The following is a 20539-nucleotide window of genomic DNA, read 5'->3' on the forward strand; positions in this document are numbered from 1 at the left end:
TGTGACCTCTGAGCCTGAGACCTTGCCACCCCGTCCGGGTGGTGTTCGCAAGCTCCTCGGCCGCATCATCGTCGATACCCGGCCGCTGAAGATCCCGGCCTTCCGGCGGCTCTGGCTGTCCACTGTGGTCACCGCCGTCGGTACGCAGCTGACCGCCGTCGCCGTGCCGAAGCAGGTCTTCGACCTCACCGGGTCCTCCGCCTACGTCGGCCTCACCGGGCTCGTCGCCCTCGTGCCGCTGCTGATCTTCGGGCTCTGGGGCGGGGCCGTCGCCGATGCCGTCGACCGGCGGAAGCTGCTCGTCGTCACCAACGTCCTCGTCGCGATCACCTCCGCGCTGCTGTGGCTGCAGGCCTTCCTGAACTTCGGCTCGGTGTGGCTCGTCCTCGCCCTGCTGGCCGTCAACCAAGCCCTCTTCGCGATCAACATGCCCACGCGCGGTGCCGTCGTCGCGCGGCTCGTACCGGGCGAGTTGCTGCCGGCGGCCAACGCGCTGAGCTCGACGATGTCGACCTTCGGCGCCGTCTTCGGCCCGCTGCTCGCCGGTGCGCTCATCCCGGTCCTCGGCCTTTCGACGCTCTACCTGATCGACGTCGTCGCCCTCACGATCACGCTGCTCGCCGTCTGGCGGCTGCCGGCGCTCCCGCCGCTGAACGGCCCGTCGCGGCGCGCGGGCGTCAGCGACGTCATCGAAGGCTTCCGGTACCTCGCGACGAAGAAGGTGCTGCTGGCCTCGTTCGTCGCCGACATCATCGCGATGGTCTTCGGAATGCCCCGCGCGCTGATCCCGGAAATGGCCGAACGCACGTTCGGCGATCCACCCGGCGGCGGCCCGGCGCTGGGCTGGCTCTACGCCGCCCTGCCCGCGGGCGCCATGCTGATCGGGCTGTTCTCCGGCTGGCTGACGCGCATCCACCGCCAGGGCGTCGCGGTCGTCGTGGCGATCTGCGCCTGGGGTGCGGCGGTGGCGGCGTTCGGGCTCGCGCACTCCCTGTGGCTCGCCGTCGTCTTCATGGCGCTGGCCGGCGCCGCCGACATGGTCAGCGCCGTCTACCGGATGGCGATCCTGCAGGTCGCGACCACCGACGAGATGCGCGGCCGGCTCCAGGGCGTGTTCACGGTGGTGGTCGCCGGCGGCCCGCGGATCGCCGACCTGGTCCACGGCTGGGGCGCCGCCGCGTTCGGCACCGCGGCCGCGGCGAGCGTCGGCGGCCTGCTGGTGATCGTGTCGGTCTGCGCGTCGATGTTCCTGCTCCCGGCGTTCTGGCGGTACCGGGCGCCGACGGCGTAGGCCGTTCGGGCTAGGGTGCCGGACATGCGTACCCTCGCCGTCGTTTTGGTCGCTTTTGCCGCTTTGACCGCCTGCTCGTCGGGCGACGAACCGTCGAAGGCGCCGTCGTCGTCGGCCGCGCCCAAGCCGAGCTCGAGCGCCAGCGCGAACCCGGCCGCCGCGGCGGCGCTGGACCCGTGCAAGCTGCTGCCCGCGGCCGCCGTGTCGAAGGCGCTGTTCCTGGACAACCTCCAGGCGGTGGCCGGCCCGGTCCAGGACACCACGGCCAACGGCGGCAAGGCCCGCAGCTGCGAGTACCAGCTGAACGGCAAGGCCGCGGGCGCGCTCGCGGTGACCCGCTACGAAGGCCGCCAGGGCAAGCCCGCCGAGATGGTCGCCTCGATCAAGAAGGGCAAGCCGGGCGCGAAGGACGTCGCCGGCTTCCCGGACGGCGCCGTCTACTACGTCGACGAGCAGAAGACGGCCACCCTCGCCTCGGCGGAGCTGGTCGCGGGCACGCCCGTGCTGGTCAACTACACCGGCCCGGCGAAGATGACGCCGGAGCAGATCGCGCCGCTGGTCAAGCAGGCTCTCGACGCCAGCTGATCACGCCCAGCCGACGAGCCGCCGCTCCGACAGCGTCCCGGTGGGCTTCAGCTGACCGAGCGCGGGCTGCGCGATCGCGCCCGGCGTGACCGGCGACTGGAACCACTCGTCCTGGTCGGTCTGGAACAGCACGGTGGTCTTGTCCGGGGCCGCCGCGGTCTTGGCGATCATCGGCTCGGACCGGTCGACGAGCTTGGTCGGCCGCGGCGTTCCGCCGGCGAGCGACAGGCGCATCAGGACGCCGTGCTCGTCCGAGCCGGTGACGGCGGACATCAGCACGGTCGTCGCGTCGAGCGCCGTGACGAACTGGTAGACGGCGCCGGGTTCTTCGTAGAAGGCGTAGGCGATCGCGCCCGCCGAGTCGGTCAGGTACGTCAGGCCCTCGCCGGCGTGCCGGGCGTCCTTCCAGGTCAGCACCTCGCCCCGCGGGCCGATCGCCCAGTCCTCCACGTGCTGGTCGGAGCTGCTGTTCGGCACGATCGTGGCTTCCACGACCGGCCGCCCGAGCTGCCGGTAGTCGACGGAGTACACCGCCTTGTCGTCGTCGAAGTACAGCTTCGACCCGACCGGCCCGAACCGCGGGTTCCGGAACCTGGCGGGCTTCTCGCTCATCGACCGCTCCGGTTCCGGCACGGTGCCGGTGCGTTCGTACCGCCGGTCGTCGGCGTTGAGCTTGAACACGTCGACGCCGTCGTCGGTTTCGAGCGTCGCGTACCGACCGTCGGGCGAGATGAGGTCCAGCTTGGTGGCCGGCCCGTCGAACCGGTTCAGCGAGCTGTCGTACCCGGGCAGCGACAAGGTCGTCTTCGCCGCGCCGGTGGCGGGATCGGCGAAGACGACGTCGTCGAGGCCGGTCTGCGTCGAATGCTGCAGCAGGACGACCCCGGAGAGGTCGAGCGGCGGCGCTTCCGGCGCCGCGGCGGCGGCCGGTGCGGGAGGGCCGCTCCCGCACGCCGTGACCAGCACCGCGACCGCCCCGGTCAAGGCCGCACTCCACCACTTCTTCGTCACCGCTGAGCCTCCTTCGTCGCGGCTCAGATGCGACGGGAGATCATCCGGTTCCCTCAGCGGCGCAGGGCGGCCAGTTCGACCGGGCTGTGCGCCGAGAACACCGTGACCTCGTCCGGGTGCTCGCGGGCCAGCTCGTGCAGCCGCGCCAGGTTCTCCAGACGGGCCTTGCGCTCGGTCTGGACGAGGTTCTGGAACGCCGTCATGCCGGGCGGGCAGTGCGGCGCGACGGGATCCAGCTGCCCGTGGAAGAAGTACGCGTCGCCCGCGTGCAGCAGCCAGCCGTCGCCCGTGTCGACCGCGACGCCCGTGTGGCCGCGCGTGTGGCCGGTGAGCGGGACCAGCAGGATCTCTTCCGGCAGGCCCTTGAGCGCCCGGACCGCCTCGAAGCCGAACCAGGGCTCGCCCAGCTCGTCGTAGGTGCTCCACAGCGGGCGGTGGGCGAACTGCGCCGCGCGGTAGCGGTTCTTCTCGGCCGCGTTCGACGGCGACGTCGCCGCACGGTGCTCCTCGGAACGGACGTGGACGACGGCGTTCGGGAAGTCGGCCAGCCCGCCCGCGTGGTCGACGTCGAGGTGCGTCGCGATGATGTGCCGGACGTCGGCGGGGTCGAGCCCCAGCGCCTTGATCTGCGCGACGGCCGTCTCGGCGGTTTCGAGCCGGGCACCGACCATCGCCATGAACGGCCGGCCCAGCCACTCGCCGGGGCGGGCCACGGCCTGGCTGCCGAACCCGGTGTCGACCAGCACCAGGCTGTCGCCGGTCTCGACCAGCAGGCAGTGCGCGACCAGCTCGGCCCGCCGGAGCAGGCCGGGCTCGCCGTCGAGCAGCTTGCCGCCCGCCGGGCGCATCGATCCGCAGTTCAGGTGGTGCACCTTCATACAAGGCTCCTGGAGCTCAGCCGGAGGAACTCGGTCTCGTCGTGCGCGGCGAAGACGGTCACCTCACCGCCGTGCTCCTGAACAAGCTGGCGCAGGCGGCCGTGATTGTCCAGCCGGGCGCCCTTCACCGTCTCCATGTGGCCCTCGAACCACTTCAGGCCGGGCGGGCAGTGCGGGGTGGCCTCGACCTGCCCGTGGAAGAAGTACGAGTCGCCGGCGTTGAGCAGCCAGCCGTCGCCCGTGTCGACGGCGACCCCGGCGTGGCCGCGTGTGTGGCCGGAGAGCGGGATGAGCAGGATCTCCGGCGGCAGGCCGTCGAGCTGCCGGACGGCGTCGAAGCCGAACCACGGTTCGCCGGTGTCCGCATAGGACGTCCACTGTGGACCATGGGCGAACTGGATCGAGCGGTAACGCCCGCGTTCGGCGGCGTCGCGCGGCTCCTGGAACGCCCGCAGCTCTTCGGCGTAGACGTGCACGCGGGCCCACGGGAAGTCGATGAGCCCGCCCGCGTGGTCGAGGTCGAGGTGGGTCAGCACGATGTCGCGGACGTCGGCCGGGTCGAAGCCGAGCGCGCGGATCTGGGCGATCGCGGTCTGCGCGGGATCTTCGACCGGGTTGGACTGGCGGACGAAACCCGCGCCCAGCCAGGCGTTCCGGTCGACGGCGGCCGGCGTGCCCATGCCGGTCTCGACGAGCACGAGACCCGTATCCGTCTCGAGCAGCAGGCAGTGGCAGACCATGGTGGCGCGCCGGAACAGGCCCGGCCTGCCGTCGATCAGGCCGCCGCCGAGCGGGCGCATGGTGCCGCAGTTCAGGTGGTGGACGCGCATCAGGAGAACTCCCTCTCGAGGGTGGCGTGCAGGTGGGTGGCGACGGCGCGCAGCGGCGCGAGGTCGCGGCGGGTGCGGGCCAGCAGCAGCCCGCCTTCGATCGCGGCGAGCACGATGGTCGCCAGCTCGTCCGCGCGTTCCGCGGAAAGCTGTTGTCCCGCAAGGTAGTCACGAAGGATCCCGTGCCACGACGAATAGCCGTCGGCGCAGGCTTCACGGATCGGCTCGCTCTCCGCGGCCGCGTCGAGCGCGACCGTCGCGAGTGGACACCCGCGCTGGAAGTCCGACTCGGTCAGGAAGGCCGCCAGCGCGTCGACGGTCCAGTCGACCGCGGTCGGCGCGTCGGGCGCGTCCCGCAGGACCGCTTCGAGCATCGCGCCGGTGCGCTCGCTCGAAAGCCGGACGGCTTCGGCGGCGAGCTGCTCCTTGCCGCCGGGGAAGTGGAAGTAGAGCGACCCCTTCGGCGCGCCCCCGGCCGTGGTCAGCTGGGTGAGGCCGGTGGCGTGGTAGCCCTGCGAGTGGAACAGGTCGGCGGCGGTGTCGAGCATCCGCTGCCGCGTGTCGGTGCGACGGACCATGGCGCCGACTGTAGCTCAAACTATGACGACCGGTCTAGTGAGTATGAGTCTCGGTAAGGTCGTCGCATGGGCAACCCGACCGGTCAGCAGTTCGAGATCACCCGCGGCAACGCGCGCGCCGTCGTCACCGAGATCGGCGCGGGGCTGCGCGCGTTCGAGGTCGGCGGAGTGCCGTACGTCGAGGAGTTCCCCGAAGACGCGAAGCCGCCGAAGGGTGCCGGGCAGGTGCTGCTGCCCTGGCCGAACCGGACCAAGGGCGGCAAGTGGACGTTCCAGGGTGAAGAGCAGCAGCTCGAGATCACCGAGGAGGCGCGCGGCAACGCGATCCACGGCCTGACCCGCCACCTCGAGTGGGAGCTGCTGGAGCACGCCGAGTCGTCGATCACGATGGCCGTCGACGTCGAGGTGCGGCCGGGCTGGCCGGTGCCGCTGCGCGCGACCGTCACCTACGAGGTCGCGCCGCGCGAGCTGACCATCACCCACGAGATCCGCAACGAGGGCGAGCAGCCGATCGGCGTCGGCGTCGGGACGCACCCGTACTTCCGGATCGGCGACGTCCCGACCGACGAGCTGACCCTCACGCTGCCCGCGAGCCGCGTCCGGCCGTACCGGGGCGACGAGCAGATGCCGTACGCGCCGGAGCAGGACGTCGAGGGCACGGAGTACGACTTCCGCGCCGGCCGGGTGCTGGCGGGCGTCGACCTGGACACGGCGTTCGGGGGCCTCTCGGCGGCTTCGGATGGTCAGCACCACTTCGTGCTGTCCCACGGGGAGCAGCAGCTGGTCGTCTGGACCGGCCCCGACTTCCACTGGGCGCAGGTGTTCACCCCGGACGACCTGGTCGGCCGCGGCCGCGCGGTGGCGATCGAGCCGATGACCTGCCCGGCGGACGCGCTGAACACGGGCACGGACCTGATCGAGCTCGAGCCGGCGACGTCGTGGTCGGGCAGCTGGGGCATCCGAGTCGGGTGAAGCGGCTGGGAGTCGCCGACGCGGGCGAAGTGCTGACGCTGCAGCGAGCGGCGTACATCACCGAAGCCCGCGCACACGACGACTGGGATTTGCCGCCGCTGCTGGAGACCTTGGACGAGACGCGGGCGGCGCTTTCGTCGTGTCTGTCCTGGGGCATCCGGGAGAACGACCGGTTGGTGGCGTCGGTCCGTCTCACGGTCGAGGGGAACGTGGGGATGATCGGCAGGCTGGTCGTGGCCCCCGACCGCCAGGGAGCGGGCCTCGGCGGCGGGTTGCTGACCGCGGCGGAGTCGGCGGCCCCGGCGTCGGTGACCGTGTTCCGCTTGTTCACGGGCTCGAAGAGCGTGGGGCCGCTGCGTCTGTACGCGAAGCACGGCTACCGCGAGACCCACCGGACGCCAGAGAACAACCACGAGCTGGTGCACTTGGAGAAGGCCCGTGTGGAGGAGCCCGGCGCAGTTCGTTAGCGTGGCGAACTATGGCGAAGGCAATTGTCGGGGGCCATGTCGTCCCCATCGACGGTGATCCCATCGAAGGCGGCACGGTCCTGATCGACGACGGCAAGATCGTCGCGGTCGGCGCCGAGGCCGATGTCGACATCCCGGAGGACGCCGAACTGGTCGACGCGGCGGGCACCTGGGTGCTGCCCGGCTTCATCGACGCCCACGCGCACCTCGGCGTGCACGAGGAGGGCGAGGGCTGGGCCGGCAACGACACCAACGAGATGACCGACCCGAACGGCGCCCGCTTCCGCGCCATCGACGGCATCGACCCGTACGACTCCGGCTTCGACGACGCACTGTCCGGCGGCGTCACGAGCGTCGTCATCAAGCCCGGGTCGGGCAACCCCATCGGCGGCCAGACGATCGGCGTCAAGACCTGGGGCCGCAGCATCCTCGACATGGTCTTCGCGGAGCACGTCAGCGTGAAGAGCGCGCTCGGCGAGAACCCGAAGCGCGTGTACGGCGAGAAGAAACAGACGCCGTCGACCCGGCTGGGCGTCGCCGCGATCCTGCGCGAGGCGTTCACGAACACCCGCAACTACCAGGCGAAGCGCGCGCACGCGGAGTCCGAGGGCAAGCCGCACGAGGTCGACCTGACGATGGAGACGCTGTCGAAGGTCCTCGACGGCGAGCTGTACTGGGACCAGCACGTCCACCGCGCGGACGACATCGTGACAGCGATCCGGCTGGCCGACGAGTTCGGCTACAAGCTGGTGGTCAACCACGGCACCGAGGGCCACCTGATCGCGGACCTGCTGGCCGAGCGCGACATCCCGGTCATCCTGGGGCCGCTGTTCACCACGAAGTCCAAGGTGGAGGTGCGCAACCGGACCCTGCGTTCGGCCGGCATCCTGACGCGGGCGGGGGTGAAGATCGCGATCACGACGGACCACCCGGTGATCCCGATCAACTTCCTGGTCTACCAGGCGGCCCTGTCGGTCAAGGACGGCCTCGACCCGGTGACGGCGCTGCGCTCGCTCACGATCAACCCGGCGTCGATGCTGGGGCTCGACGACCGGATCGGCTCGCTGAAGCCGGGCCTGGACGCGGACGTCGTGCTGTGGAGCGGTGATCCGCTCGATGTGATGAACCGTGCCCTGCGCGTGTTCGTCCGGGGCGACGAGGTGTTCCACTTCGACGAGACTCTCGGCGAGGGCGTGTCGAAGGACCGCCGCTACCGCGAGTCCCGCTGAGTTTCGGACGGCACGCCGGTAACCGGGCGGTTCCGGCGTGCTGTCCGATCAGCCGAGCGCGTTCAGGTCGATCTCGACCGGGAACGGGACGTCGGCGATGAAGGTGCCGGTGACGGCGGCGGTGCCCTGGTGGCCGGCGTACGCGGTCAGCGAGACCGGCTCGCTGATGTCGACGATCCAGTAGTGCGGAATGCCGGCGTCGGCGTACTCGTCGCGCTTGACCCGGTAGTCGGTGCGCTTCGAGCCCGGCGCCACGATCTCGGCCACGACGAGCACTTCGTCGGCGCGCAGCAGGCCGCCGGTCCTGGCGAGCGCCGCCCGGCCGAAGACCAGCAGATCCGGCCGTCGGGAGAACCCGGGTTCGCCCGTGGGAACCAGGCACAGGTCGAGGTCGGTGGCCACGGCGAACGCGAGCCCGCGCGGCAGCTGCCGTTCGACCTGCCCGGCCAGCAGGCACACCGCCATGTCGTGCGCGCGGCCGGAACCGGGGCAGGTCACGACGCGGCCCTCGGTCAGCTCGGTGAAGCCGGAGCCGGTTTCCCCGAGTGCCGCGTACTCCTCGATGGTCAGCAGATGGCCGGGCATCGCCCCACCGTATCCGTCGCGAGCGGGGGACAGTCCCCGCTCGATCGGGGCTAAGCCTTCTTCAGCTCCCGGGCGATGACCACCCGCTGGATCTGGTTCGTGCCCTCGAAGATCTGCGGCACCTTCGCCTCCCGCATGTACCGCTCCACCGGGAAGTCCCGCGTGTACCCGGCTCCGCCGAGCACCTGCACCGCGTCGGTCGTCACCTTCATCGCGCCGTCCGTCGCCACCAGCTTCGCGATCGACGCCTGCCGCTGGAACGGCAGCCCGCGGTCACGTCGCCGGGCCGCCTCCAGGTAGGTCGCCCGCGAAGACTCCACGGTCGCCGCCATGTCGGCCAGGAGGAACTCGACCCCCTGGAAGTCGATGATCGAGCGGCCGAACTGCGACCGGCCCTTCGCGTACGCCACCGCCTCGTCCAGCGCCGCCTGCGCCAGGCCCACCGCGCACGCCGCGATGCCGAGCCGGCCCGAGCTCAACGACGACAGCGCGATCCGCATCCCGTCGCCGGTCGAACCCAGCAGCCGGGACGCGGGCACCCGGGCGCCGTCGAAGATCAGCTGGGCCGTGGGGGAGCCCGTCAGGCCCATCTTGCGTTCGCGCGGGGCCGCCGACAGGCCGTCGGTCGCGGAAGGAACCAGCAGGCAGGAGATCTCGTCCGGGCCCGTCCGGACCATCGTCGTGTAGAAGTCCGCCACCCCCGCGTGCGTGATCCACGCCTTGGTGCCGTTGACGACGTAGTCCGTGCCGTCGAGACGCGCGCGTGTCGACAAAGCGGCCGCGTCCGAGCCCGCCTGCGTCTCCGACAGTGCGTACGCGCCCAAGAGCGAGCCTTCGAGCATCTCCGGCAGCCACTCGCCGCGCTGCTCGTCCGTGCCGTACTCCGACAGCGCGTAGCAGGACATCGTGTGCACCGACAGCCCGACGCCGACCGTCATCCACGCCGTCGCGATCTCCTCCAGGACCTGCAGGTAGACCTCGTACGACACCTCGCCGCCGCCCCAGCGCTCGGCGTACGGCAGGCCCAGCAGGCCCGATTTGCCGAGCAGGCGGAACTGCTCACGGGGGAACTGCTCGGCTTCCTCGGCCGCCGCCGCTCGGGGCGCCAGCTCGTCACGGGCGATCTCCCTGGCCAGCGCGACCAGGTCCTCGGCGTCCGAATCCGGCAGCAGGCGTTCGGCGGGCATCGGTGTCCTCCAAAGCGGTACTGAAAACAGTACTGTGGGCCCGCTTAGAGTACAGTACGACGGGCCTGGGGTGGCCGGAAGACGTAGGAGATAGTGAGCCGATGCCCCCCGAACCCCGCCGCAGGCCGACCGCGCGGCAGCGCGCCCTGCTCGGTGACCTCGAGGCGCTCTTCCTCGCGGAGGGGTTCGCCGACTTCACCCTCGACGACCTCGCCGGCCGTCTGCGCTGCTCGAAGTCGACGCTCTACGCGCTCGCGCCGAGCAAGGAACAGCTCGCCGTCAAGGTCGTCACGCACTTCTTCCGGGGCGCCGGCGAGCGGATCGAGGAGCGGATCGGCGGGATCGACGACGCCCGCAAGCTCATCGGGGAGTACCTGGCCGGCGTCGCCGAGCACCTGAACCGGGCGTCGCCGTCGTTCATGCGCGACCTCGCCGAGTTCGCCCCGGCCCGCGAGGCCTACCAGGTCAACAGCCGGTTCGCCGCCCAGCGGCTGCGGCAGTTCATCGACCGGGGCGTCGCCGACGGTGTCTTCCGGGACGTCCACGCCCGGCTCGTGGCCGAGATGACCGGGCTGATCATCGAGGGCATCCAGACCGGCGTGCTCGGGCAGCGGATCGACGTCTCGGACGCCGAAGCGTTCACCGCCCTGGGTGAACTGCTCCTCGGTGGGCTGAACAAATAGCGGACAGGAATTGTCAGCCTGAACTCCACTAAACTCCCGGCGTGATCGTCGTAGGCGGAGAAGCTCTGGTCGACCTGGTTCCCGGCGACCCCTTGGATTCCACTGTGGACGGTGGGCTGCGCGCACTGCTGCCGCGGCTCGGCGGCGGGCCGTACAACGTCGCGCTGGCGGCCGGCCGCCTCGGCGTGCCGACGGCCTTCCTCTCGCGCGTGTCCACCGACCGCTTCGGTGCCGCGATGGTCGAGCGCCTGCACGCTTCGGACGTCGACACGTCGCTGCTGCAGCGCGGCGAGGAGCCGACGACGCTCGCCGTCGTCGCGCTCGACGCGAAGGGCGCCGCGCACTACACGTTCTACGTCGAGGGCACGGCCGACCGGCTCGTCGCCGACCCGGGGCCGCTGCCGGACGCCGTGACCGCACTCTCCCTCGGCACCCTCGGGATGGTCCTCGAGCCCGGCGCGTCGGCGTACGAGGCGATGCTGCGGCGCGAGGCCGCCCGCGGCGTCCTGACCGTCCTCGACCCCAACATCCGCGAAGCGCTCATCACCGACCCGGCCGCCTACCGCGCCCGGTTCCGGTCCTGGCTGCCGGACGTCCGGCTGCTCAAGATCTCCGACGACGACGCCGCGTGGCTCACCGAAGGCGCCGACCCGGTCGCCGCCGCGAAGACGTGGATCGAGTCCGGTGTGGACGCCGTGGTGCTCACCCGGGGCGCCGACGGCGTCGCGGTGATCACCGCCGCAGGTGAGCTGGCCCACGTGCCGTCGCGGAAGGTCACCGTGGTCGACACCATCGGCGCCGGCGACACCGTCCAGGGCGCGCTGCTGGCCTGGCTGCACACCCGCGAGGTCACCGACCTGGCCTCTCTCGGCGCGGAGGCGTGGCGCGAGGCGCTCGAATTCGCGGCGAAGGCGGCTTCCATCACGGTTTCGCGGAGCGGGGCGGAGCCGCCGACATCCGCCGATATGGCGTCCAGCGTGTGAACCTGGTCCCAAAGGGGGCCCCATGAGCAACGCCACCGCTGCGCGAACGCACGTTTCTCGACTAGCGTAGAGGGGCATTCTTCATACCCCAGCGGGGCGGTGTGCAGCGAGGCGCCAGTGTTTCCTCGCGTGAACACTTGGCTACCTGTGGAACCCGCAGGCGCCGCCGGCCCGTGCCGAAACGTGAGAGGGACTTGCATGTCCGACGCGACGACTGCGGGGCAGTCCGGCGGCGAAACCGCGAAGCTGACCCTGCCGAGTGGCGAGCACGAGTTCAAGATCGTCCACCCGGTCGAGGGCGCGCCCGGGATCGAGCTGGGGAAGCTGCTGGCGCAGACGGGGTACATCACCTACGACCCGGGTTTCGTCAACACCGGTGCCGCGTCGTCCGCCATCGCCTACATCGACGGTGACGCCGGGATCCTCCGCTACCGTGGTTACCCGATCGAGCAGCTGGCCGAGAAGTCGACCTTCGTCGAGGTCTCCTACCTGCTGATCTACGGCGAGCTGCCGACCCAGGCCCAGCTGGCCGACTTCACCGAGAAGATCCAGCGGCACACGCTGCTGCACGAAGACCTGAAGGCGTTCTTCAGCGGCTTCCCGCGTGACGCGCACCCGATGCCGGTCCTGTCCAGCGCGGTGTCGGCGCTGTCGACCTTCTACCAGGACTCGCTCGACCCGTTCGACGAGCCGAACGTCGAGCTGTCGACCATCCGCCTGCTCGCCAAGGTCCCGACCCTGGCGGCGTACGCGTACAAGAAGTCCGTCGGCCAGCCGCTGCTGTACCCGGACAACTCGCTCGGCCTGGTCGAGAACTTCCTGCGGATGACGTTCGGCTTCCCGGCCGAGCCGTACGAGGTCGACCCGGACGTCGCGAAGGCGCTCGACCTGCTGTTCATCCTGCACGCCGACCACGAGCAGAACTGCTCGACCTCGACCGTGCGCCTGGTCGGCTCGTCCGAGGCGAACCTGTTCGCCTCGATCTCGGCCGGCATCAACGCGCTGTTCGGCCCGCTGCACGGCGGCGCGAACGCCGCGGTGCTCGACATGCTCGAGGGCATCAAGAACGACGGCGGCGACGTCGCCAAGTTCGTCGAGCGGGTGAAGAACAAGGAAAAGGGCGTGAAGCTGATGGGCTTCGGGCACCGGGTCTACAAGAACTACGACCCGCGCGCGAAGATCATCAAGAACACCGCGGACGAGATCCTCGGCAAGCTGAAGGGTGGCGACCAGCTGCTCGACATCGCCAAGAAGCTCGAAGAGACCGCGCTTTCCGACGACTACTTCGTTTCGCGCAAGCTGTACCCGAACGTGGACTTCTACACCGGCCTGATCTACCGGGCGCTGGGCTTCCCGACGAAGTTCTTCACGGTGCTGTTCGCGCTCGGCCGCCTGCCGGGCTGGATCGCGCACTGGCGCGAGATGATCAACGACCCGGCCACCAAGATCGGCCGCCCGCGGCAGATCTACACCGGCCACGCGTCGCGGGACTACACCCCGATGTCGGAGCGCTAAAGGCTCACCCTGGTAACCGCCCCGTCGTGCACCCGCACGGCGGGGCGCTTATCGTTGGGCCGCGTGACCAAAGAAGCACCCGTCGTCCTGTGGTTCCGCCGCGACCTGCGGCTGGGCGACCACGCCGCCCTGCTGGAAGCCTCGAAGCACAGCAAGCACGTCCTCGCGCTGTACGTCCTCGACGAGGCGCTGCTGAAGCCGGGCGGGGCGCCGCGCGAGGCGTTCCTCTACGGGTGCCTCGAGAAGCTGAACGAGCAGCTCGGCGGCCGGCTGATGCTGGTGCGCGGCGAACCGGCGGCCGAGGTCGTGAAGGCCGCGAAGAAGATCGGCGCCGCGGCCGTGCACGTCAGCGCGGACACCGGGCCGTACGGCCGGCGCCGGGACGCCGAAGTCGCGAAGGCGTTGGCGGACAACAACATCGACTGGGTCGAGACGGGCTCGTCGTACGCCGTAACACCCGGCCGCGTCACCAAGCCGGACGGCGACCCGTACCGCGTCTTCACGCCGTTCTTCCGGGCCTGGACCGCACACGGCTGGCACTCTCCCGCCGACACCGGACCGTCCCTTGTGGACTGGGTCGAACCGCCGCGCTCACTGAAGATCCCGAAGCCGCCCAAGGTTTCCGCGACGCTGCCGGAGCCGGGTGAGCAGGCCGCGCTGGACGCCTGGCACGCGTTCCTCGACGACGGCATCGAGACCTACGATTCCGATCGTGACCGCCCGGACCGCGAAGGCACGACACGGCTTTCGCCGTACCTGCGCTGGGGTTGCGTCCACCCGCGGACGCTGCTGGCCGACCTGGCGGGTGACGACCGCGTCGGCGCGAAGTCGCTGCGCAGCGAGTTCTGCTGGCGCGAGTTCCACGCCGACGTCCTGTGGCACCGTCCGGAGACCGCGCGCAAGAACTACGACAAGCGGTTCGACGGCATGAAGCACGACGACGACCGCGAGGCCTTCGAGCGGTGGTGCGCGGGCAAGACGGGCTACCCGATCGTCGACGCTGGGATGCGGCAGCTGCTGGCCGAGGGCTGGATCCACAACCGCGTGCGGATGGTCGTCGCGAGCTTCCTGGTGAAGGACCTGCACCTGCCGTGGTGGGTCGGCGCGCGGCACTTCATGAAGCACCTCGTGGACGGCGACCTCGCGTCGAACCAGCTGAACTGGCAGTGGGTCGCCGGCTCCGGCACGGACGCGGCGCCGTACTTCCGGATCTTCAACCCGACGACGCAGGGCGAGAAGTTCGACCCGAACGGCGACTACGTCCGCAAGTACGTGCCGGAGCTGCGGCCGGTCGAGGGCAAGGCCGTGCACAAGCTGAAGGAGCGTCCGAAGGAGTACCCGGAGCCCATGGTCGACCACGCCCACGAACGCCAGGTGTCCTTGGAGCGGTACGGAAAGATCACTTCGTAGCGATCTCGTCGAGGACCAGCTTCGCGCCGTCGGTGCGGATCGAGGCGGCGACGGCTTTCGCCCGCGCGGTGGCTTCCAGCGCCGTCTCGAGCGCGGCGGACAGGGATTCGACGGTCGGCACCGGGCCGTCGTGCGCCGCGCCGATGCCCAGCTCGGCGACCCGGCCGGCCCAGGTCCGCCCGGCCTTGGCCGACGGCCCCGCGCCCGGATCACCTCGAGGGCGACGCGCGTGGCGTGCTGCGAAGCACGCATCGGCATGCTGCCGAAACCCGCGTATACCGGTGGTTCGCCCGCGTTCAGGAACGCTTCCAGCTCGGCGGGCAGCGGGCGGTCGCCGAGGACGCGGCCCACCGGCGGCAGGCCGTGCGCCGCCCGCTGGTGTCGAGCGCGGACTTGAACAGGCCGTCGATGTTCCGCGCTTCCAGGTCCCACAACGCCCGGTTGCCCGTCTCCGGCGGGAGCGACAGGCCCGCGTGCGTCAGCCGCGGCGGGTGGCGCGGCGTCGGCAGGGTGAGCTGCTGGAACGTCGCGTACAGCCCCGCAGCTCGGCCACCGACCGCGCGCCGGCCACGGCGGGTACCAGGACCGTCGCCACGACCGCGTCGCACCCTTCGGCACCCGCGGCGAACTGCGCGGCGATCAGCTCGGCCGCGCGCTCGGGAATGCCCTTCGCGGTGGGCGGCTTCGCCCCGGTCACCAACGGCCGCACGGCCTGGCCGACCGGCACCACCTCCACGCCGGCGCCCGCCAGCCGCCGCGCGAACTCCTCGTCGGGCGGCGCGCACACCCGTACCTCGACGCCGTGCTCCCGCACCTTCATCGCGAGCGCCACCAGCGGCTCGACGCCCCCACGCGAGTCGTACCCGGACAACAGAACACGCACTCGGCCGGCTCCCCAGTTCAGCCCCGGAGGGCTTCCGACAGCTTGATGCGGCTGCCGATGCGCAGCACGCTGTTGCCGTAGATCTTGCCGCCCAGCCAGGTGAGCAGTGCGACCAGCGCGGCCGTCAGCCCGAGCGACAGCGCGATCTCCCAGCCCGTCGCCGCGCCGGTCGCGATCCGGGCCGGCATCAGGATCGGCGAGAACAACGGGATCAGCGAGATGACCTTCGTCCCCGTGCCGTCGGGGTCCTGCAGCAGCAGGTTGAACCCGGTGACGAACCCGACGATCAGCACGATGTTGAGCGGCCCGACCACCGACTGCGTGTCCTCCTGCCGCGACACCAGCGAGCCCAGCGCGCCGTAGATCGTGGCGTACAACAGGAATCCGAGCAGGTACCAGAGCAGGCCCCACAGCATCGCGCCAGTGGCGAAGCCGGACAGCGTGAACACCCCGGTCACCGACGCCGCGACCAGCCCGGCCGCGGCCAGGATCACCAGCTGCGTCAACCCGACCAGGCCGAGCCCGATCACCTTGCCCAGCAACAGCTGCCACGGCCGCACGCTGGCGAGCAGGATCTCCACGACCCGGCTCGACTTCTCCTCGACGACGCCCTGGGCGACCATCATCCCGTAGGTGATGATGCTGATGTAGAGCAGGAACGCGACGATCAGCCCGACGACGAGCCGTTGCGTCTGGTCCGCGGGCTCCGGCGAGATCGGGTCGTCCTGCACGTGGGTGCCGTCGACCTGGGCCATCACGTCGGCCGGCTCGAGCTGCGCGGACGACAGCACGCCGTCGAGGACCTGCTGCTGCGCGACCTGGTCGAGCACCTTCCGCAGCTGATCGTCCAAAGAGGACTTGTAGGTGGCGGTCAGCTTCGCCGCGCTGCCCGAGACGAGCGCGTCGAGGTCGCCGTCTTCGACCTTCTCGCGGCCGTCGGCCGGGTCGGTGATGGTGACGGTCGAGATCTGCCGGCCGGACTGCGCGGCTTCGACCTGCAGCTGCCGCGCGATCCCGGTCGCCTGGCCGGTGAGCCCGACGGTGCTCTTGTCCGCCGACCCCGCCAGCGACGTCTGGAAGCCGACGTAACCCAGCAGCAGCACCAGCATCACGACGGTGCCGATGACGAACGAACGTGTGCGCAGCCGCGTGTTCAGCTCGCGCTTCATGACGAGCCAGACGGCGCGCCGGCCGCTCAGCGTCTTCATCGCGGTTCCCCCTTGTCCGAGACGGCGTCGCGGAACAGGTCGGTCAGCGACCGGCGACGGCGGCTGAACTCCGTGACCGGCCCGGTGGCCAGCGCCGCGGCGAGCACGGCCTGGTCGTCCGCGCTCGGTTCGAGGTCGAGCACGGTGGTTGCGCCGTGATTTTCCAGTACGCGCACGCCGGGCAGGCCCGCGGCCCAGCCGCCGGGCGCGCCCGGGGCGGTGACGACGAGCTTGCTGCTCGCGCCGGCGGTCAGCTCGCCGACGGTGCCGACGGCGACCATCCGGCCGCCGCGGATGATCCCGACGCGGTCGCACAGCCGCTCGACGAGGTCGAGCTGGTGGCTGGAGAACACGACCGGCACGCCGGCCGCGGCCTTCTCGCGCAGCACGCCGCTCATGACGTCGACGGCCAGCGGGTCGAGGCCGGAGAACGGCTCGTCGAGCACCAGCACGGCCGGGTCGTGCACCAGCGCGGCGGCCAGCTGGACGCGCTGCTGGTTGCCGAGGCTCAGCTTCTGCACCTCGTCCTTGCGGCGCTCGGTCAGGCCGAGCCTGCCGATCCAGTTCTCCGCGTTGCGGTGGGCCTCGTTCGCGCTGAGGCCGTGCAGCTCGGCGAGGTAGATCAGCTGCTCGAGGACCTTCATCTTCGGGTAGAGCCCGCGTTCCTCGGGCATGTAGCCGATGTGGGTGCGCGCTTCGTGCGTGATCTTTTCGTTCTTGAAGCGCACTTCACCGCTGTCGGCGGCCAGCACCCCGAGCACGATCCGCATGGTCGTGGTCTTGCCGGCGCCGTTGCTGCCGACGAACCCGAAGAGCTCGCCGCCGCGGACGTCGAAGGTGACGCCGTCGAGCGCGACCTTCGTGCCGTAGCGCTTGGAGATCCCGTCGATCTCCAGCGTCCCCTCGGTCATGCCCCCATCCCTTCTTCGAAATCCTCGGGGTCGTCGTCCGGCAGCGACCAGCCGAGCAGCAGCGCCGGGACGGTCGTCCCGGTGACCAGCAGCGCGGAGATCATCATGACGCCGCGGAAGGCCCCGTCTTCGGTGCGGGCGACGACGAGCGTGTAGACCATCGCGGCGATCATCAGGTAGCTGAGGACCTGGAAGCCGATGTAGGTGACGCGGTGGCGCCACTCGCGCTCGCGTTCGTCCAGCAGCCGCGAGAAGCCGCCGCTCATCCGGCCGGTGAGGATCCGCAGCAGCAGGAACGCGGTGCCGCCGACCAGGGCGCTGGACAGCCAGAGCGCACCGAAGAGCCAGTCGCTGCCGGTGGTGAAGATCGAGGCGCCGGCGACCAGCCCGAGATCGCCGAGCGCCAGCACGGCGGTGAGGGTCCGGCGGCGCCGCCGGGTGCGCCAGCCCGGCAGCCGCCGGGAGTGCCGCAGTTCGCGCTCGTCCATCTTGTCCAGCTGACGTTCCCAGTAGGCCGCGAGCCGGCCCGGTTGCTCGGTCATGCTCCCCCCTCGCGGTAGACCTGAGTGGACAGTGGCGTGAACGGCGCGCGGCTGAACACCGCTTCGACCGGCAGGTCGAAGACCGCGCAGATCCGGAAGGCCAGGTCCAGGCTCGGATAGTGATCGCCCCGCTCGAGAGCACCGATGGTTTGAGGATTGACCTCGACGGCATTCGCGAGCGCGGCCCTGCTCAACCCGCGCTCGGCTCGGAGCACGGGAAGCCGGTTGTAGATCGGCAGCTCTTTGCCGCGTCTGACCGGACTCATGAACGTACTGTTGCAAAAACCCAACGGGTCGTCAAGTTAAGTGCACATCAAGTCTGGTTGTGCACAGGGTCGGCGTGATGTGGACAGAGTCGGGTCGCGGCGTGAAAGACGATCTTGCTGTCGGTGGGTGGCGGTAGACTGGACGTGGGCACGCCCCCCAGGGAAGGGCGGGGCTGTGTCCGGCGGGGGCTGTGTCGGCGGGGGCTGTGGCAAAGTCGGCGGACCCGGCTCGCTTGGCCACTGGCGAGCAGGGTGGGCGGGCTTGGGCGAGGTCGCGAATGACTCGTCGAGGCACCGCAGTCGCTGCTCGGTGCGCGGGAGGCAGGGCCCGGAGGCCGACGGCACGACATCTCGGCGGCGTGCCACGCTCCCCAGACAGCGCGCCGGACCTCGTCGAGATGACCCGGCTCAGGTGAGGCCGGCAAGAGACTTGTCGACAAGCTCCGCGACCCGCCCCGCCGCGGCTTCCGCGTCCGACGGGATCAACGACAGCCGCGTCCGGCGCTCCAGTACGTCCGCCACGTCCAAAGCCCCCTCGTTGCGGACCGCCCACACGACCTCCGCCGCCGTGATGTCCGATCCCGGGGCCACCGGTGCCGCGAACTCCGCGTCCAGCTCGCCCAACGCCGCGACCCGCGGGGCCTCCGTGCCATAACGAGCCACCAGCCTCGGCGCGGCGTCCACAAGAGACAGATCCGACCGCGAAGCCGCTCCCAGCAACGGCAACCGGGCAGTCCGACAAGGCGAAGTACTCAAACCGGCCAAGCGAACCGCCGAGTCGACCGCGTCCTCCGCCATCCGGCGGTACGTCGTCAGCTTGCCGCCGACCACCGTCAGCAGGCCGTCCGAACCCGCCAGCACCGCGTGCTTGCGGGACAGGTCGGCCGAACGGCCGCCGCCTTCCACCAATGGCCGGAGGCCGGCGAACGATCCGGCCACGTCAGCACGGGTCAGCGGCCGGGCCAGTACCGTCGAAGCCAGCTTCAGCAAGAAGTCCACATCGGACTCGGGAACCACTGGTACGTCGGGGATCGATCCTGAAACCGGCTCGTCCGTGAGTCCCAAGTAGACGCGGCCGTCCGGTTGGGGGAGCAGGAACACGAACCGGTTGGTCTCGCCCGGCACCCCGATGTTCACCGACGTCGTGCCCATCGGGACCGTCCCCGGCGCGAGCACCAGGTGCGATCCCAGTGACGGCCGCAGCCGGACCGAGCCCGTCAGCGTGCCCGCCCACACCCCCGTCGCGTTGATCACCTGGCGCGCGTGGATCTCCACCGTGTCACCGGAAACGCCGTCGAAAGCCGTGACGCGGTCCGCGGAGACCGCGGAAGCCGAAAGCCGCGTCAGGATCCGGGCGCCGAACGATGCCGCCGTCCGTGCCAGGGAAACCACCAGGCGCGCGTCGTCGACCAACGCGCCGTCGTACGCCAGCAACGCGCCGCGCAAGCCGGCCGGCGAGAGTCCGGGAACCAATGCCAGTGCTTCCGCGACCGGGATCGAACGCGGCCGCGGCAGCACCGACGACGGTGTGCGCGCCGCCCGGCGGAGGCCGTCGCCGGCTCGGAGGCCGGCCGCCACCAGTGCCTGCTGTGCGCGGGATGTGCTGGGGTACAACGGGAACAGCTGCGGCATCGCCCGCGTGAGGTGCGGCGCCGTGCGCGTCATCATGATGCCGCGCTCGACCGCGCTCTCGTGCGCCAGGCCGAACTCGCCGTGCGCCAGGTAGCGCAGGCCGCCGTGCACGAGCTTCGACGACCAGCGGGACGTCCCGAACGCCAGGTCCCGCGCCTCGACGAGCGCCACCGACAACCCGCGCGAAGCCGCGTCCAGGGCGATGCCCGTGCCGGTGACGCCGCCGCCGACGACAACGATGTCGACGCGCTCGCCCGCCGCCAGCTCCGCGAGCTCGCGTTCGCGGCGCCGCGCGTTGAGCGAGCCGGACGTCACGGCTTCAGCGCCGCGTCGAGCACGTGGGTGAACTCCGCCAGCAGTGCCGCCTCGCCGACGTCCGCCGTCGCCGGGCGCAGCGAGAACGCGAAGGACTGGACCACCAGCAGCACCGACCGGGACTGCGCCGCGACCGGCGCCCGCCGGATCGACCCGTCCTGGTGCCCGGCCTCCAGTAGCTGGTGCAACGCCGCCTCGGCGAACTTCTGCGTCGCGCCCAGCCGCTCCACGATGTACGGGAGGACCAGCTCGGGGTCGACGTCGAGCAGCGTGCGGAACAGCGGGTCGGCCGACAGCGAACGGACGCCGGCCGACGCGATGAGCACGAGCCGCTCGCGGCTGTCCGAGGCGTCGGCGCCGCGTTCGCTCGCCGTGCGCAGCAGCCCGCTGAACTCGCGGGTCATCAGCGCGGCGAGCACGCTGCGGACGTCGGGGAAGCGGCGGTAGACCGTCATCCGGCTGACGCGCGCGGTGCGGGCGATTTCGGCGAGTGTGGTGCGGCGCACACCGACGGCCAGTACGCACGAGCGCGCGGCGTCGAGCAGCACGTCATCGGCCACTCGGGTCGCCGTCTGGCG

The 20539-nt window shown here is 70.9% G+C and carries 22 protein-coding genes and 1 pseudogene; 9 read left to right on the top strand and 14 right to left on the bottom strand.

Going from position 1 to position 20539, the window contains the following annotated elements; genetic code table 11:
* Positions 1–22: 22 nt before the first annotated feature.
* Entirely contained in the window at positions 23–1291 is a 1269-nt protein-coding gene (locus tag ACZ7OU_RS11285) for an MFS transporter (protein ID WP_470254975.1), read from the top strand.
* Positions 1292–1315: 24 nt separating this feature from the next.
* Entirely contained in the window at positions 1316–1876 is a 561-nt protein-coding gene (locus tag ACZ7OU_RS11290; RefSeq protein ID WP_470242068.1) for a DUF3558 family protein, read from the top strand.
* Here ACZ7OU_RS11290 and ACZ7OU_RS11295 read toward each other — a convergent pair whose 3' ends face one another.
* The 4 genes from ACZ7OU_RS11295 to ACZ7OU_RS11310 are packed head-to-tail and all read right to left on the bottom strand — an operon-like array spanning position 1877 to position 5173.
* Positions 1877–2887: a hypothetical protein gene (locus ACZ7OU_RS11295; RefSeq protein ID WP_470254976.1), complete on the bottom strand. Its 1011-nt coding sequence runs from the start codon at positions 2885–2887 to the stop codon at positions 1877–1879.
* Positions 2888–2940: 53 nt separating this feature from the next.
* Positions 2941–3765 (bottom strand): MBL fold metallo-hydrolase, encoded by an 825-nt coding sequence (locus ACZ7OU_RS11300; RefSeq protein WP_470254977.1) that lies wholly within the window; start codon positions 3763–3765, stop codon positions 2941–2943.
* Entirely contained in the window at positions 3762–4595 is an 834-nt protein-coding gene (locus ACZ7OU_RS11305) for an MBL fold metallo-hydrolase (RefSeq protein ID WP_470254978.1), read from the bottom strand. The genes ACZ7OU_RS11300 and ACZ7OU_RS11305 overlap by 4 nt, the downstream gene beginning before the upstream one ends.
* Positions 4595–5173 carry a TetR/AcrR family transcriptional regulator gene (locus tag ACZ7OU_RS11310; protein WP_470254979.1) on the bottom strand — a complete coding sequence of 193 codons (579 nt, stop codon included), beginning with the start codon at positions 5171–5173 and terminating at the stop codon, positions 4595–4597. Before ACZ7OU_RS11310 ends, ACZ7OU_RS11305 begins: the two co-directional genes overlap by 1 nt.
* Before the next feature lie 66 nt (positions 5174–5239).
* Between ACZ7OU_RS11310 and ACZ7OU_RS11315 the strand changes: the two genes are divergently transcribed.
* Genes ACZ7OU_RS11315 through ACZ7OU_RS11325 form a run of 3 tightly spaced genes read left to right on the top strand, consistent with a single transcriptional unit; the run spans position 5240 to position 7841 of the window.
* Positions 5240–6145, top strand: coding sequence for an aldose 1-epimerase family protein (locus ACZ7OU_RS11315; protein WP_470254980.1), 906 nt, complete (start codon positions 5240–5242; stop codon positions 6143–6145).
* On the top strand, positions 6112–6612 hold the full coding sequence (locus ACZ7OU_RS11320) for a GNAT family N-acetyltransferase (protein WP_470254981.1): 501 nt from the start codon (positions 6112–6114) through the stop codon (positions 6610–6612). Before ACZ7OU_RS11315 ends, ACZ7OU_RS11320 begins: the two co-directional genes overlap by 34 nt.
* Positions 6613–6623: 11 nt before the next feature.
* Positions 6624–7841, top strand: coding sequence for an amidohydrolase (locus ACZ7OU_RS11325; protein WP_470254982.1), 1218 nt, complete (start codon positions 6624–6626; stop codon positions 7839–7841).
* Between the two features lie 48 nt (positions 7842–7889).
* On the opposite strand, the gene ACZ7OU_RS11330 is transcribed toward ACZ7OU_RS11325, so the two are convergent.
* Positions 7890–8426: a Uma2 family endonuclease gene (locus ACZ7OU_RS11330; protein WP_470254983.1), complete on the bottom strand. Its 537-nt coding sequence runs from the start codon at positions 8424–8426 to the stop codon at positions 7890–7892.
* Positions 8427–8476: 50 nt separating this feature from the next.
* On the bottom strand, positions 8477–9613 hold the full coding sequence (locus tag ACZ7OU_RS11335) for an acyl-CoA dehydrogenase family protein (protein ID WP_470254984.1): 1137 nt from the start codon (positions 9611–9613) through the stop codon (positions 8477–8479).
* A gap of 101 nt (positions 9614–9714) precedes the next feature.
* On the opposite strand from ACZ7OU_RS11335, the gene ACZ7OU_RS11340 reads away from it, so the two are divergent.
* From ACZ7OU_RS11340 to ACZ7OU_RS11355, 4 genes are all read left to right on the top strand, one after another.
* Positions 9715–10296 carry a TetR/AcrR family transcriptional regulator gene (locus ACZ7OU_RS11340; RefSeq protein WP_470242058.1) on the top strand — a complete coding sequence of 194 codons (582 nt, stop codon included), beginning with the start codon at positions 9715–9717 and terminating at the stop codon, positions 10294–10296.
* A 41-nt stretch (positions 10297–10337) separates the two neighbouring features.
* Positions 10338–11279, top strand: a complete 942-nt coding sequence (locus ACZ7OU_RS11345) for a carbohydrate kinase family protein (protein WP_470254985.1) — start codon at positions 10338–10340, stop codon at positions 11277–11279.
* Between the two features lie 198 nt (positions 11280–11477).
* On the top strand, positions 11478–12794 hold the full coding sequence (locus ACZ7OU_RS11350; protein ID WP_470242056.1) for a citrate synthase: 1317 nt from the start codon (positions 11478–11480) through the stop codon (positions 12792–12794).
* Between the two features lie 63 nt (positions 12795–12857).
* Positions 12858–14204: a cryptochrome/photolyase family protein gene (locus tag ACZ7OU_RS11355; RefSeq protein ID WP_470254986.1), complete on the top strand. Its 1347-nt coding sequence runs from the start codon at positions 12858–12860 to the stop codon at positions 14202–14204.
* On the opposite strand, the pseudogene ACZ7OU_RS11360 reads toward ACZ7OU_RS11355, so the two are convergent.
* The 8 genes and pseudogenes from ACZ7OU_RS11360 to ACZ7OU_RS11395 all read right to left on the bottom strand — a co-directional run.
* A pseudogene (locus tag ACZ7OU_RS11360) lies at positions 14194–14537 on the bottom strand (glycosyltransferase); the annotation flags it as partial. The gene ACZ7OU_RS11355 and the pseudogene ACZ7OU_RS11360 sit on opposite strands and share 11 nt — an antisense overlap.
* A gap of 145 nt (positions 14538–14682) precedes the next feature.
* Positions 14683–15087, bottom strand: coding sequence for a hypothetical protein (locus tag ACZ7OU_RS11365; protein ID WP_470254987.1), 405 nt, complete (start codon positions 15085–15087; stop codon positions 14683–14685).
* Positions 15088–15104: 17 nt separating this feature from the next.
* The gene (locus ACZ7OU_RS11370; protein ID WP_470254988.1) at positions 15105–16295 is read right to left on the bottom strand and encodes an ABC transporter permease; all 1191 of its coding nucleotides are present in this window, start codon (positions 16293–16295) and stop codon (positions 15105–15107) included.
* Entirely contained in the window at positions 16292–17206 is a 915-nt protein-coding gene (locus ACZ7OU_RS11375; protein ID WP_470254989.1) for an ABC transporter ATP-binding protein, read from the bottom strand. The genes ACZ7OU_RS11370 and ACZ7OU_RS11375 overlap by 4 nt, the downstream gene beginning before the upstream one ends.
* Positions 17203–17748 (bottom strand): hypothetical protein, encoded by a 546-nt coding sequence (locus tag ACZ7OU_RS11380; RefSeq protein WP_470242052.1) that lies wholly within the window; start codon positions 17746–17748, stop codon positions 17203–17205. Before ACZ7OU_RS11380 ends, ACZ7OU_RS11375 begins: the two co-directional genes overlap by 4 nt.
* Positions 17745–18014 carry a helix-turn-helix transcriptional regulator gene (locus ACZ7OU_RS11385; RefSeq protein WP_284742952.1) on the bottom strand — a complete coding sequence of 90 codons (270 nt, stop codon included), beginning with the start codon at positions 18012–18014 and terminating at the stop codon, positions 17745–17747. Before ACZ7OU_RS11385 ends, ACZ7OU_RS11380 begins: the two co-directional genes overlap by 4 nt.
* 408 nt (positions 18015–18422) lie before the next feature.
* On the bottom strand, positions 18423–19961 hold the full coding sequence (locus ACZ7OU_RS11390) for a glycerol-3-phosphate dehydrogenase/oxidase (protein WP_470254990.1): 1539 nt from the start codon (positions 19959–19961) through the stop codon (positions 18423–18425).
* Positions 19958–20521, bottom strand: a complete 564-nt coding sequence (locus tag ACZ7OU_RS11395; protein WP_470242434.1) for a TetR/AcrR family transcriptional regulator — start codon at positions 20519–20521, stop codon at positions 19958–19960. Before ACZ7OU_RS11395 ends, ACZ7OU_RS11390 begins: the two co-directional genes overlap by 4 nt.
* Positions 20522–20539: the final 18 nt, after the last annotated feature.

This window comes from Amycolatopsis sp. NPDC114505 (genome assembly GCF_055633615.1).